The organism is Sporosarcina sp. GW1-11 (assembly GCF_033088395.1).
Lineage (GTDB): Bacteria > Bacillota > Bacilli > Bacillales_A > Planococcaceae > Sporosarcina.
This window is the reverse complement of the sequence record NZ_JAPMIW010000012.1, coordinates 55970-69377: the sequence shown is the minus strand read 5'-3', so window position 1 is coordinate 69377 and position 13408 is coordinate 55970. Positions and strand designations below refer to the sequence as shown.

The 13408-nt window shown below is 40.4% G+C and carries 13 protein-coding genes and 1 tRNA gene; 4 read left to right on the top strand and 10 right to left on the bottom strand.

What is annotated here, in order from left to right:
- Nucleotides 1–5: 5 nt before the first annotated feature.
- The 6 genes from ORD22_RS09375 to ORD22_RS09350 all read right to left on the bottom strand — a co-directional run bounded on the left by ORD22_RS09375 (nucleotide 6) and on the right by ORD22_RS09350 (nucleotide 5770).
- A complete protein-coding gene (locus tag ORD22_RS09375) occupies nucleotides 6–1193 on the bottom strand; it encodes a phosphoglycerate kinase (RefSeq protein WP_317645694.1) in 1188 nt (395 codons plus the stop codon).
- 132 nt (nucleotides 1194–1325) lie between these two features.
- Nucleotides 1326–2333, bottom strand: a complete 1008-nt coding sequence (gap, locus tag ORD22_RS09370) for a type I glyceraldehyde-3-phosphate dehydrogenase (protein ID WP_317645692.1) — start codon at nucleotides 2331–2333, stop codon at nucleotides 1326–1328.
- 64 nt (nucleotides 2334–2397) lie between these two features.
- Nucleotides 2398–3423, bottom strand: coding sequence for a sugar-binding transcriptional regulator (locus tag ORD22_RS09365; protein WP_317645690.1), 1026 nt, complete (start codon nucleotides 3421–3423; stop codon nucleotides 2398–2400).
- Nucleotides 3424–3550: 127 nt separating this feature from the next.
- A complete protein-coding gene (locus ORD22_RS09360; RefSeq protein WP_317645689.1) occupies nucleotides 3551–3784 on the bottom strand; it encodes a glutaredoxin family protein in 234 nt (77 codons plus the stop codon).
- A 634-nt stretch (nucleotides 3785–4418) separates the two neighbouring features.
- Nucleotides 4419–5177, bottom strand: coding sequence for a TPM domain-containing protein (locus ORD22_RS09355; RefSeq protein ID WP_317645688.1), 759 nt, complete (start codon nucleotides 5175–5177; stop codon nucleotides 4419–4421).
- A gap of 14 nt (nucleotides 5178–5191) precedes the next feature.
- Nucleotides 5192–5770, bottom strand: a complete 579-nt coding sequence (locus ORD22_RS09350; protein ID WP_317645687.1) for a LemA family protein — start codon at nucleotides 5768–5770, stop codon at nucleotides 5192–5194.
- 403 nt (nucleotides 5771–6173) lie between these two features.
- Here ORD22_RS09350 and ORD22_RS09345 point away from each other — a divergent pair, with 403 nt between their 5' ends.
- The 3 genes from ORD22_RS09345 to ORD22_RS09335 are packed head-to-tail and all read left to right on the top strand — an operon-like array spanning nucleotide 6174 to nucleotide 8781.
- On the top strand, nucleotides 6174–6914 hold the full coding sequence (locus tag ORD22_RS09345) for a metal ABC transporter ATP-binding protein (RefSeq protein ID WP_317645685.1): 741 nt from the start codon (nucleotides 6174–6176) through the stop codon (nucleotides 6912–6914).
- On the top strand, nucleotides 6914–7780 hold the full coding sequence (locus tag ORD22_RS09340) for a metal ABC transporter permease (protein ID WP_317645683.1): 867 nt from the start codon (nucleotides 6914–6916) through the stop codon (nucleotides 7778–7780). Before ORD22_RS09345 ends, ORD22_RS09340 begins: the two co-directional genes overlap by 1 nt.
- A gap of 38 nt (nucleotides 7781–7818) precedes the next feature.
- Entirely contained in the window at nucleotides 7819–8781 is a 963-nt protein-coding gene (locus ORD22_RS09335; protein WP_317645681.1) for a metal ABC transporter solute-binding protein, Zn/Mn family, read from the top strand.
- A gap of 159 nt (nucleotides 8782–8940) precedes the next feature.
- On the opposite strand, the gene ORD22_RS09330 is transcribed toward ORD22_RS09335, so the two are convergent.
- Together ORD22_RS09330 and ORD22_RS09325 are read right to left on the bottom strand one after the other, a co-directional pair.
- Nucleotides 8941–9333 (bottom strand): hypothetical protein, encoded by a 393-nt coding sequence (locus ORD22_RS09330; RefSeq protein WP_317645679.1) that lies wholly within the window; start codon nucleotides 9331–9333, stop codon nucleotides 8941–8943.
- Nucleotides 9334–9714: 381 nt separating this feature from the next.
- Nucleotides 9715–10497, bottom strand: coding sequence for an IclR family transcriptional regulator (locus ORD22_RS09325; RefSeq protein ID WP_317645677.1), 783 nt, complete (start codon nucleotides 10495–10497; stop codon nucleotides 9715–9717).
- 346 nt (nucleotides 10498–10843) lie between these two features.
- On the opposite strand from ORD22_RS09325, the gene ORD22_RS09320 reads away from it, so the two are divergent.
- Complete coding sequence (locus ORD22_RS09320) at nucleotides 10844–12028, top strand: acetyl-CoA C-acetyltransferase (RefSeq protein ID WP_317645674.1); 1185 nt, start codon at nucleotides 10844–10846, stop codon at nucleotides 12026–12028.
- Nucleotides 12029–12323: 295 nt separating this feature from the next.
- Here ORD22_RS09320 and ORD22_RS09315 read toward each other — a convergent pair whose 3' ends face one another.
- Entirely contained in the window at nucleotides 12324–12956 is a 633-nt protein-coding gene (locus ORD22_RS09315) for an HD domain-containing protein (protein ID WP_317645673.1), read from the bottom strand.
- 203 nt (nucleotides 12957–13159) lie between these two features.
- Nucleotides 13160–13231: transfer RNA gene (locus ORD22_RS09310), tRNA-Arg, on the bottom strand.
- Nucleotides 13232–13408: the final 177 nt, after the last annotated feature.

Genomic DNA, 13408 nt, shown 5'->3' with positions numbered 1-13408 from the left:
CTCTCCTATTCTCGATCTTGTAATACAGCTACTCCTGGTAGTTCCTTGCCTTCCATGAACTCAAGTGAAGCACCGCCACCAGTCGATACGTGGTCCATGTTTTCTGCCACTTCAAACTTCTCAACTGCTGCTGCAGAGTCTCCCCCACCAATTACAGTATAGGCATATGTTTCTGCCATCGCATCTGCAACCGCTTTTGTACCGTTCGCAAAAGGTTCCATTTCGAAGACACCCATCGGCCCGTTCCAAATAACGAACTTCGAGTCTTTAATCACTTGCTTATAACGTTCAGCTGTTTCGGGTCCAATATCAAGACCCATCCAACCTTCTGTAATTGCATCTACTGACACAGTTTTCGTCTCTGCATCTACTGAAAACGCATTCGCAACAACTGCATCTGTCGGCAAGTACAGATTCACTGCTTTCTGCTCTGCTTTTTCAATGAACGACTTCGCCAATTCGACTTTATCTTCTTCTACTAAAGAATCGCCTGTCTGATGACCTTGTGCACGCGTGAATGTATACGATAGTCCGCCACCGATCAAGAGGTTGTCGACTTTATCCAATAAGTTGTCAATTACACCGATTTTATCTTTTACTTTCGCTCCACCGATAATCGCGGTGAAAGGTCGTTCAGGATCTGACAATGCTTTACCAAGAACGTCAAGTTCCTTTTCAAGCAAGAAGCCAAGAACACCTGGTATGTATTGTGCAATACCGGCAGTTGATGCGTGTGCACGGTGCGCTGTTCCGAATGCATCATTGACGAAAACATCTGCAAGATTCGCAAATTTCTTCGATAGTTCTGCATCATTTTTTTCTTCTCCTGGATTAAAGCGAACGTTTTCAAGCAAAATGACTTCGCCGTCTTTCATCTGAGCAATCGCTTGTTCTACTTCTTCCCCAATTGAAGCGTCTAATTTACGTACTGGTTTACCAAGAAGTTCAGACAATTTATCCCCAGCTGGTGTCAAACGCATATCTTCTTTGACTTCACCTTTTGGACGACCTAAGTGACTAGCTAAAATGACTTTCGCCCCTTTACCTGTCATATACTCAATTGTCGGCAATGCGGCACGAATTCGTGTATCATCTGTTACTTTACCGTCTTCCATTGGTACGTTAAAATCCACACGACAAAATACGCGCTTGCCGTTTAATTCGATATCTCTAATCGTTTTTTTCAACTTCATGGATAAATCCTCCTCCGAGATAATATAAAAAGAGGAACGGGTTTCTCCGTTCCTCTCACCCATATTTATTCATTATAATGGGTTACCAGTAGATTGGCTATGATAAATGATAGATTCGTATGAATTGTCGATTTATAGACCTTGTTTCTGCATGTAACGAGCTAAATCAATACAACGTGCAGAGTAGCCTGATTCGTTATCATACCAAGAAATAACTTTCACCATATTTCCTTCCATGACCATTGTAGAGAGCCCGTCAACTGTTGATGATGCGGTATTGCCATTGTAATCAATAGAAACTAAAGGCAATTCGCTGAAGTGTAAGTACCCTTTCAACTCGTTTTCAGACGCTTTTTTCAACACTTCATTAACTTGCTCAACTGTGACATTTGTATTTAATTCTGTCACAAAGTCTACAAGTGAAACGTTCGGAGTCGGCACACGCACAGCCATGCCATCTAGTTTCCCTTTTAGTTCAGGAATGACTTTCGTTACAGCAGATGCCGCACCAGTAGTCGTTGGAATCATGGACTCGCCAGCCGCACGCGCACGTCTATAGTCTTCGTGAGGTAAATCTAAGATGCGCTGATCATTTGTGTAGGAGTGAATTGTCGTCATCATGCCACGTTTAATACCGAATGCATCATTCAATACTTTTACGACTGGCGCTAGACAGTTTGTTGTACAAGATGCATTGGACACGATATGGTCGTTTGCTGCATCGTATATTTCTTCATTGACACCCATCACTAGCGTCGTCATATCACCTTTAGCCGGAGCCGATAGAATGACTTTCTTAGCGCCTGCATCGATATGTTTTTGTAGTGATTTTGTATCGCGGAATACGCCTGTACAGTCGATGACGATATCTACGCCTAATTCTTTCCACGGCAGATTCGCAGGGTCTTTTTCTGCAAATACTTTCACTTTTTTATCGTTGACAAGTAATGTAGATTCATCTGATTGTACGTCTGCATCTAAAATACCGTGTACAGAATCATATTTCAGTAAGTGAGCAAGCATCGCAGCGTCGGTCAAGTCATTGATTGCTACGACTTCTAGATCTTCTGTTTTCAACGTTTCACGCAAAACTACTCGTCCAATTCGTCCAAATCCATTAATCGCTAATTTTACTGTCATAATAAATCGCCTCCGTATAAGTTGTTATTATATGTTTGCCCATTGCGGGCGGTAAAATCCTTTTTTATAACAGCGCCAACATTTCCTCTGCAGCCGCTTCATCTGTTATTAAAATCGTTTGGGGTGGCGCACTCGCTAAATAAGATAGAATAGCTTGTGCTTTACTTGCGCCTCCCGCCACTGCAAATAGCAAAGGAACTTGTTGCAACTGCTCAATCTGGATACCGACTGTGCGAATTCGATGAACAATTTCACCTTGTTGATCGAAATAAAAGCCGAATGCCTCACCCTTCGCTTGACGTTCAACAAGAATTTGCTGTTCTTCGTCCGATGAATTTCGCAACAGCGCCATTTTAGAAGCATCGCCAATACCGTGTATGACACATTCTGTCTTGCTATATAATTCCAACATCTCTATCGCGGCCGGCTCATGCTGGAATACCGCATGTGCCTCTTCACTTAGAGTGTCGGGGTAATAAAACGCTTTGTAAGATGCATTGCAAGCCTCAGCAAAGGAAGCCGCAATCATATTCGCCTGTAAACCAAGTTCTTCCCCTACTCCGCCTCTTGCCGCGATGAATAATACATCGGAACAATCATCTTTCTGCATGAAAGGTGGAATGGCCGCTACTGAACTACCGCCTGTGACCGCCACGATTTTGTGATTTTGAATGTGCGTACGGAATTGCTTCGCTGTCTGCATGCCGAGAAGTTGCTTTGTTAACTCTGAACGATCCGAGTCACCTTCTACTACATGGACTTTTTGGATAGCTAATCGCCGCGTCAGGTCATTTGCCAATTGGTATCTACCTGATTTTTCTTCAATCGTATCATGTAAGACAAAGAGTACTTCTATACCTTTATTTGTGACCGATACGCCTTCTTTTGCAATATTCACAAGGTCTTGCTCTTTTAATAATTCAAGCATTGTTCGCGTTTCACGTTCGGAATAGCCGGACATAGAACTAAGTGTTCGTCTGCCGACCGGACCTGATACCTTAATCAACTTCAGCATACGATAACGTTGTTCGATTAATGTAGAAAGCTCAGGTACAAGTGCGAGTTGTGCTTCATTAAATGATAAATTCAATTACATCACTCTTTTCAGGTGGGCTGTTTTTGATCCCTCGTTAATTATCATGTCCCACTGACGATAAAAAAATACTATAACGTGATTATAGCATTTATTGAATTGAAACACAACAAAGAAAGCGCTTTCAACATGCAATTATTTCCAAAATATCGATGTAGCCAATTTTTCCGTACAATACAACCTCACCGTTTCGTTCAAGGACCGGAATCATCAGCATGTATTTTTCATGAATTTCATCATCTTCTTCTATATTAAATGTCTCCCATTCGACGGCGTAATCTTCTGCGACCAAACGTAGCATTTGCTCCGCTTCTACACACAGCGGACAATCGGGTCTCGTGTAAAACTTGAATTTCATCTGAATCACCTCAGGAATTAGTGTCTGTTTTTATTTATAGTAAAGAAAGTAGTGCTGACAATCAATTAATAGCATGTCTGGTGTGCGGCGTGATCATAGATTTGCGACCCGCGATCATGGAACCCCCCCACGCGATCATAGAATACCACAAACGATCATGGAAACTCGCCACGCGCTCATAGAACACCACAAACGATCATAGAAACCCGCCACGCGCTCATAGAACGCCGCAAACGATCATAGAGACTCACCACGCGCTCATAGAACGCCGCAAACGATCATAGAGACTCACCACGCGCTCATAGAACGCCGCAAACGATCATGGAAACTCACCACGCGCTCATAGAACGCCACAAACGATCATAGAGACCCGCCACGCGCTCATAGAACGCCGCAAACGATCATTGAACCCCCCCACGCGCTCATAGAATCCCGCAAACGATCATAGAGACTCACCACGCGCTCATAGAATCCCGCAAACGATCATAGAGACTCACCACGCGCTCATAGAATCCCGCAAACGATCATAGAGACTCACCACGCGCTCATAACCCAGAAAAAAACCTCAACACCAATCAAAAAACAAGTACTAAGAGCATATCCACTCTCAGTACTTGCAATTAATTCAAACACATTACCAACTTCGTCCAGCACCGCCTCCGCCACCGGAACCGCCGCCTCCGAAGCCACCTCCACCACCGCTGAAACCACCGCCACTACCTCCACCCATTGAACCTGGGAAGAATATAGGGCCGCCACGGGATCTGCCACCTGGACCGCCGCCTCGTCCGCCTCCCCCCTTAAACATACGATAGAGAAGAAATATCACAATAAGGACAACGACGAACGATGGAATACCTGGCTCTTCTTGAGATTCAGCATAGACAACCGGTAACACATCACCTTCTAATCCATATTCCGCTGCGATTTCATTGTAGAAAGCTTTATAAGCTTCCATAATAGCCAAATCAGGTTGTTCGTTTCTCAAATAAGGCATAGCTACTTCGTCGATGATGCGTCCAATTTTACCGTCTGGAAGCGCACCTTCTAAGCCGTAACCTGTAGTTAGGTAGAATTCGCGATTGATTCCAATAGCCTCATCTTTTTCAGTAGAAACGATTAAAAGCGCACCGTTATTCATCTTGGCATCGCCTAACTTCAATTCCCGAAGTTTTCGAACTGCATACTCTTCCACCGGCACGCCTTCAAGTGAATACACCGTACGAACAGCAAACTCGGCTTTTGTCGCCTGTTGTAAACGAAGGCCATAATCTTTCAGTTCCGCTTCTTGTTGTGGCGATAGAATTTCTGCGTCATCCACCACGACTTCAGAAACCGCATGCGCAGGTGTTGCAGTGCCGATCAGGGCGATTAGCAGAACTGCAACAAACATGCAGAAGCGATTCCTCACTTCGTGTCATTCCCGAAATCGACTGCTGGCGGTTGTTGCGCCCCTTCGACCGCTTTAAAGTATTCTTTTTCATCAAAACCAAACATCGATGCGATAATTTTCCCCGGGAAACGTTTTACTCTCCGATTGAATTCAGACACTACATCGTTATAATCTTTACGCGCCACCGCGATTCGGTTTTCCGTACCCGCCAATTCATCCATCAATGCTTGGAAGTTTTGGTTCGCTTTCAAGTCAGGGTAGTTTTCGACTACGACTAATAACCTACTCAACGCACTCGAAAGCTCTGAATCCGCAGCTGCTTGTTCTTCTGGTCCTTGTGCTCCAGCCATTTTACTACGCGCGTTTGCGATATTATCAATGACTTCTTTTTCATGTGCCGCATACCCCTTTACCGTATTAACTAAATTCGGGATTAAATCCACTCTTCGTTGTAACTGGGTTTCGATTTGCGCATATGATTGATCCACATCTTCTTCTAGATTTACTAATTTATTATAGCTTGGAACAATCATGATTGCGGCGATGACAACTAGAATAATGACGACTATGAGCGGTGCTGCGATCTTCTTCATCCACAACTACTCCTTTCAACCATCTATTTAGTATGTACTTACCCATAATCTTTAACCTGCCAAACTTCTGTTTTGTCTGTTTAATAAAAAATACTGTGACATCTACTAGGTAATCATCTTGTACGTATTCATTGCAGCTGAATATGCTAATAACTATAGGATAGTTTCGCAACTAAAATCCCCTATTTTATTAACATGTGAGAATATCTTTCATTTTATTCTTTACAGCTTATTTTTAGTACGTTATACTATTAAAAGTTGCATGAGGGAAACAATATAGTCCTAATCAAGCACTAGAGTTGCATGAAGGAAACTAATAAGTGTATATTCTTTATAAACTAACGATCTAACCGGTTTTTATTTATCTAAATGTTGCACGAGGGAAAAAAAAGGAGGAGACAGAATGATTGAACCGATAACAGTCGAGCACATCAGTGTATCGTATGACGGAAATGAAGTAGTAAAAGATGTATCCTTTTCATTTGGACCTTCCAGTTTAATTGGGGTTCTCGGTCCTAACGGTGCCGGTAAATCAACATTAATGAAGGCCATGCTTGGCTTAATCCATAAAGATCACGGTTCTGTCAAAATCGGAAGTAAGACTATCGATGAAATGCGTAAGCAAATTGCGTATGTTCCTCAACGCTCAAATATTGACTGGAACTTTCCTATTGTTGTAAAGGATACGGTCTTACTTGGCACCTATCCGAAAATTGGCATATTGCGCCGACCAAGAAAAGCTGATAAAGAATGGGCAATGGAATGCTTGAAACAAGTAGGCATGGAGGAATTTGCTAATCGTCAAATCGGCGAGTTATCTGGTGGACAACAACAGCGTGTATTTTTAGCACGGGCACTTGCACAAAAAGCAGATTACTTCTTCTTGGATGAACCGTTTGTTGGAATTGATGTTTCCAGTGAAGAAATCATCATTAACATCTTGCGCGAATTACGTGAAGCTGGAAAAATCATCTTCGTCGTACACCATGACTTATCGAAAGTGAAAAGTTATTTTGATGGATTAGTGTTAATCAATAAAGAATTGATCGATGCGGGCTCTGTGAACCAAGTGTTCCAGTCTAGCAATATGACGAAAGCATATAATCGACAGTTCATGCTTGACGGCTTGGAGGTTTCAATGTAATGGAATTTATTCAAGATTTAATGAACTATAGCTTTTTACAAAAAGCATTTATCACGTCCATCATGGTCGGGATCATCTGTGGAGTCATTGGTTGCTTTATCATACTTCGCGGAATGGCGTTGATGGGAGACGCTATTTCTCATGCAGTTCTTCCAGGTGTCGCGATTTCTTATATGCTCGGCATCAACTATTTCTATGGTGCCGTGTTTACAGGTATCTTAACGGCATTCAGTATTGGCGCAATTTCACAAAACAGCCGGATCAAGAATGACTCTTCAATCGGTATCGTCTTTTCCGCGTTTTTCGCACTCGGTATCATCTTGATCACACAAGCGGGAAGTGCAACGGATCTAACACAAATTCTTTTCGGAAACGTCCTATCCGTTCGATCTTCGGATATGTGGCTGACACTGATCATTGGCGCCGTCGTCATTTTCGTCGTTATTTTATTCTTCAAGGAACTACTCGTTTCTAGCTTTGATGAAACGATGGCAGCCGCCTACGGACTAAAGACACGAATGATTCATTACAGCATCATGTTTTTACTAACACTAGTTACTGTCGCTTCATTACAGACAGTTGGCGTTATTTTGGTCGTATCATTATTGATCACACCTGCATCTACGGCGTATCTCTTAACGAACCGCCTATCCGTCATGGTCGTACTTGCTGCGTTTTTCGGGGCACTGTCATCCATTGTCGGGTTATATTTTAGTTTCTTATACAACATGCCATCAGGTCCCGTCATTGCACTCGCAACGACTGCCCTATTCATCTTGGCATTCCTGTTCTCGCCTAAACAAGGAGTCGTCATCAGCAAAATTCGGACGATGTCTAAACGCAAATCGATTACTATAGGTAATTAATCTAATGAGTATATCCACAAAGGAGTAGAATGAAATTCATGAAAAACTTAGTAAAATGGCTAGGTCTGCCACTGCTCGCTGTATTTATGTTAGCAGCATGCGGTAATGACGCTAGCGAAGACAATAAAGACACTGGCGACAAGACGTCTGATGAAAAACTAAAGGTCGTTACATCCTTTACAATTATTGCAGATATGGCACGTGAAATCGGTGGAGACTTTGTAGATGTTTACAATTTAGTACCATCTGGAACTGATCCACACGAATACGAGCCACTGCCAAATGATATTAAAGCAGCTACTGACGCAGATATTTTGTTCTATAATGGTTTAAACCTTGAAGGCGGAGAAAAAGGTTGGTTCTTCAAGATGATGGATTCCGTTAATCAGAAAGATGAAAATATCTATAGTTTGACTGAGCAAGTAGAGCCAATGTATATCGGCGGAGAAGATGGTACAGAGGAAGAAATTAATCCACACGCGTTTATCGATCCAGCTGTCGGTGTTAAGATGGCAGAAGCTATGCGAGATGCATTGATAGAAAAGGACCCGAAAAATAGCGAGAAAATTAAAGAGCAAGGTGATGAGTATGTCAATCGTCTAAAAGAATTGGATATGGAATTCGCTGAGCGTATTTCTACAATTCCTGAGGAAAACCGTGTACTTGTTACGAGCGAGCGTGCTTTCCAATACTTAAACGATCACTACGGATTGAAAGAAGCATTCATCTGGGAAATTGATACAGAAGAAAATGGTTCACCGAAGCAGATCAAAGAGCTTATTCACTATATCCAAGAACACAAAGTTCCCGTGTTATTTGTAGAATCGAACGTAGACCCACGTCCAATGGAAACTGTTTCCAACGAGTCTGGTGTTCCAATCGCAGAGAAGAAAATCTATTCGGATGAAATCGGTAATCCTGGTGATGAGATTGATACGTATGTGAAGTATTTGAAATACAATATGGATTTGATTCATGATGAGTTAAGTAAAGAGCGTTAAGCTGTCTACTGGTCAACCAACTGTGTAAGAGAATACGGGGTAAGTGGTTCCGAATTTCAGCATCGGGCGGTAAACCTAGTTGACACGTGTATGACACAAAATAAAAGACTGTAGACACTCTCGTTCTCCGAGTACGTCTACAGTTTTTTACTAGTCCTATTATTTATCAAACATACGTTGGATTACGTCTTCTATTTCTTCCGCTGCTTCGACTTCCGCTTCTTGAATTGCATCCAGTTCTCCACTTTCCATTGTTTCGATACTGAATTTATGTGTCTTTTCTTCTACACAGCTAACAAATTGCCCATAAGCAACTTTGAGTTCTTCGCCTTCCGTTTCAAAGGCATTTGGAACTTCCAGCGCATTCATATCAGCGAGGATTTGCTTGAATTCTTCAACTTTTACAAGCCATTGTTCTTTCATCGCTTCAATATCTAGCTCTTGCTTTAGGATGTATTCTTCAGATATTCCTTCATATTCCTCTGAAGCGATAAGTAACCGTTCGTGTACCTTAATGATCTTTTGTAAGTAATCTTTTCTGCTGATTGTCATTCTATCATCTCCTACTAAAATTATACGTCAAACCGTTTATTAGAAGCTAATAAAAAATTCAGCGAACATAAGTAAACGTTCATTAAATGTACGCAAATAAGCTGTTCTCTTTATAAGGCTTGGCTCTTTCATTTACTGTTAAAATATAGAACAACCACGCCAAGAAATAAGCCAAAGCCAACTATGTTCCTTCGTGTAATCTATTTATCAAAACTGAGATACTCACTTTCACGCATATGTTGAAAACTTTAATCTGTTCAGTGATGAAACACTGATTAGGTTTAGAACTATGATTAAAAGAGCATTCTAGATATTAATTCACATATAAAAATACCCTGCACGGAATGATATCCATGCGGGGTATGTTTATACATTTCTCTATTACACTAACGTTGAAATTGCTTCCGTCATTTCTTTTGCTGTCGATTTCATAATCGATTTTAATTTTTCTACCTCTATTTGCCCTAGTAATGATTTCGGCATATACGAACCTAACGCCAATATGATATTCCCACTATTATCAAATATGGGAACAGCGTATGCTGAAATATCGAGCGAATATTCATCATGACATTCCGCAATACCTTCTTCGCGAATTTTAAGAATTTGTTCTTTCAAACGTTTTAAGGAAGTATTCGATGTTCCCGTATATTTCGTAAGTTGATTACTAACAATTAGGTTTTCAATGATACTATCGGCCTCTTTATCCGGCAAAAAAGCATGAAAACATTTGCCTATCGCGCCTGCCGGAATTGGAAAAGCTTCTCCTGTGGATACGGTTACACGAACTTTTAATGGCGGTTCTTCTTTAGCCATATACATTAGGTTCGTCCCCCGTACACGTTTGACTAGCACAAATGTAAGTCCGGTTTTTACGAGCTCTTTTAAATAGGTGCTAGCAACTTCAATATAGTCATTTACTTCCATCGCGTGTTTTCCCAAAGCAATTAAGGAAACGCCTAAAGAATACACTTTCAATCCCTCATCCAAAGTCACATAGCCCTTTAATTCAAGTGCCCTCAGAATTCGTAAACACGTACTTTTGTTAATAGATAGTTCTGTTGATATTTCAGTTAAGTTCGCTGATTTAAACTTTTCTTTAGCTAATAATTCTAATATCCCGATTGAAGAATCTAAGGCAGGTACTAAACTTCGATTAGTCAACTGGCTCACCTACCTCATTCTAATATCTCATAAGAATATTATTACCATAAATCCTTCTGCTAATCAATAGATTTTCACAATTCAAAACTGTTAATATTTATTGATTTACTTCATGCTGGTCGTGAAATAAATATTTTTTCTACTACGTTTGAAAAGCCTCCGCAATTCACTACAGCAATAAAGCTTCGTAAACCCTTCCATTTCCAAAGTATATACCTTATTATTCTAATTAGTTATACGTTTCATTCTTTTAATTCATTTTACTCATAAGTAATGATAATGTAAAATTTGACTAAGATGATTATTGAAGTCTTAGAAAATTCATTAAAGAAAAGGGGATACACAGATGTCTAACAACGAAATAGTAATTGTAAGCGCTGCACGGACACCGATTGGGAATTTTGGAGGTAGTTTAAAAAATATTAGTGCCGTTCAATTAGGCTCGATTGTTATTAAAGCCGTACTGGATCAAGCAGGAATTAATGAAAATCAAGTGGATGAAGTCATAATGGGCAATGTACTCCAAGCTGGTAATGGACAAAATCCCGCTAGGCAAGCAGCGCTTCATGCGGGATTGCCTAACAATATTCCAGCATTAACAATTAATAAAGTTTGCGGTTCGGGTTTAAAGGCAGTCCATCTAGCTTCACAAGCAATTTTAACAGGCGATGCGGATATCATCATTGCTGGTGGAATGGAAAATATGAGTCAGGCACCTTACCTTTCCATGGGAGCAAGAGAAGGTTTGCGTATGGGTGACCAAAAACTAGTTGATAGTATGATTCATGATGGTTTATGGTGCGCTACTAACGATTACCATATGGGAATTACAGCAGAAAACATTTGTGAACAGGAGCTTATAACACGTGAGGAGCAGGATGCTTTCGCTGTTTGGAGTCAGGAAAAAGCGACAAATGCAATAGCCGAAGGGAAATTTAAGAACGAGATTGTTCCTGTAGAAATACCACAACGCAAAGGTGACGCTATCATTTTTGATACCGATGAATATGTGAAATCAGGTACGACACAAGAAAAACTGGAAAAGTTAAGACCAGCCTTCAAAAAAGATGGCAGCGTAACAGCTGGAAATGCATCTGGCATAAATGACGGAGCGGCAGCTGTTCTCGTAATGAGCCGTCGGAAAGCTGAAGAGCTTGGTGTCACGCCTTTAGCTACTATTTGCTCCAATGCGAGTGCAGCGGTTGATCCAAGTGTTATGGGATTAGGTCCAGTACCTGCAACAGAAAAAGCGCTAGCAAAGGCAGGCATTACAATTGATGATTTAAGTTTAATTGAAGCAAATGAAGCGTTTGCGGCTCAAGCCTTAGCGGTTGGTAAAAAACTGCAATTTCCAAATGAAATCTTAAATGTGAACGGTGGAGCAATTGCATTAGGACACCCAGTTGGCGCTAGTGGAGCAAGAATTCTTGTAACTTTAGTACACGAATTGCAGCGTCAAAATGGAACATATGGTTTAGCAACTTTATGTATAGGTGGCGGTCAAGGCGTTGCTACCATCATCAAAAAATAACAAGAAACACATTTACACTTTAGACAACATAACTTCTGCGGATCCCTTGCTCTAAAGTCTGATACCTTTTAATTAATTACATCAAAAGCCTTTGTAAATGTAATTCTCATTTAAAAATGACAAGAGAAGACCTCTGCACATTCCTACAATTGGAAGAGAGTGTCTTCTCTTTTTTATGAATTGCACGCTAAATTATTCGTTAAACGAAGTAACTTTAGCCACAAATATCTACCATCCTATGTAAAGATCTTGCCGCTAAAAATATAATGATTATTCCGTTCTATAGTTAGTATTACTACTCTTCAAGAATCCGCTTGGCAATACCCGCTAATTCGTCATGTTCCGTAAAGCGTTCATTGAGCATATCCGTTAGAATATGTTTCAAGAAATATTTTACACAGTTCATTTCCTGAAACAGCAAAATTGTTCGTAACGCTTCTTCGAATATTTCTAAAAACAATGGTTCTGGATTATCCTTTTGAATTTCACCAAAGGATTCATAGAGCAAATCGATTTTATCAGCAACAGATAAAATACGTCCTTCCAACGTCTCATCTTTCCCTTCTTTCAATCGCTCTAAATAAATGGCTTGGAACTCAGACGGGAATTCTTTCTCCACAAACTTTCTAGTCATTTCCTCTTCTACATCACTGAATAGCTTCTTCAATTCTTTTGATGCATATTTTACAGGTGTTTTTATATCTCCTGTGAAAAGTTCTGGATAATCATGATTTAACGCTTTTTCATAGAGAATTCTCCAATTTACGTTCTGCCCACATTTCTCTTCGACCGTTCCAAGAAATTGAGCAATTTTTGTTACCTTAAATGAATGACTTGCGACTGAATGCTCTTGAAATTTGAATTTCCCTGGACAACGAATAATTTGTTCCAAATCAGATAAGCTTTTAAAATATTGATGTACCCCCATATCATTTATCTCCTTTCCATACTACTTGCATCATTGCCACGTCTATTATGACTTTCCCCCTTATCTCACTAAAATATGCTTACAAAGTAAAGAATACAACTAAACTTAGAATATTCAAAAAAGCACCAGTAGTCGTTAATGTGCATAACGTCTACTGATGCTTTTAAATTTTTCTAATAACTTATATAACATCATTGCAAGTATGCCCTCGGCGGGAGTCGAACCCACATTTTAAGCTTCGGAGGCTTACGTGCTATCCATTGCACCACGAGGACGAGTATATTTTTCGTCGGAATAGGTAATTCTGTAACTGTCGAAATAAAAAAACAGTCTTAAAGACATCTTCCATTATATCGCGGAATAGAATAAAAAGCAATATGTTATTTTAAGGCGAAACATTTGACCTTTGTTGACCAACTTATGTAAAATACAATTATAGTTGAAATACCAAA

Excerpts from the sequence above, each read along its gene's own strand:
- ORD22_RS09360 (WP_317645689.1), bottom strand. The coding sequence starts at position 3,784 with ATGAAATTCAAGTTTTACACGAGACCCGATTGTCCGCTGTGTGTAGAA.
- ORD22_RS09335 (WP_317645681.1), top strand. The coding sequence starts at position 7,819 with ATGAAAAACTTAGTAAAATGGCTAGGTCTGCCACTGCTCGCTGTATTT.
- ORD22_RS09315 (WP_317645673.1), bottom strand. The coding sequence starts at position 12,956 with ATGGGGGTACATCAATATTTTAAAAGCTTATCTGATTTGGAACAAATT.
- ORD22_RS09350 (WP_317645687.1), bottom strand. The coding sequence starts at position 5,770 with ATGAAGAAGATCGCAGCACCGCTCATAGTCGTCATTATTCTAGTTGTC.
- ORD22_RS09355 (WP_317645688.1), bottom strand. The coding sequence starts at position 5,177 with ATGTTTGTTGCAGTTCTGCTAATCGCCCTGATCGGCACTGCAACACCT.
- ORD22_RS09345 (WP_317645685.1), top strand. The coding sequence starts at position 6,174 with ATGATTGAACCGATAACAGTCGAGCACATCAGTGTATCGTATGACGGA.
- ORD22_RS09375 (WP_317645694.1), bottom strand. The coding sequence starts at position 1,193 with ATGAAGTTGAAAAAAACGATTAGAGATATCGAATTAAACGGCAAGCGC.
- ORD22_RS09320 (WP_317645674.1), top strand. The coding sequence starts at position 10,844 with ATGTCTAACAACGAAATAGTAATTGTAAGCGCTGCACGGACACCGATT.
- ORD22_RS09330 (WP_317645679.1), bottom strand. The coding sequence starts at position 9,333 with ATGACAATCAGCAGAAAAGATTACTTACAAAAGATCATTAAGGTACAC.
- gap (WP_317645692.1), bottom strand. The coding sequence starts at position 2,333 with ATGACAGTAAAATTAGCGATTAATGGATTTGGACGAATTGGACGAGTA.
- ORD22_RS09340 (WP_317645683.1), top strand. The coding sequence starts at position 6,914 with ATGGAATTTATTCAAGATTTAATGAACTATAGCTTTTTACAAAAAGCA.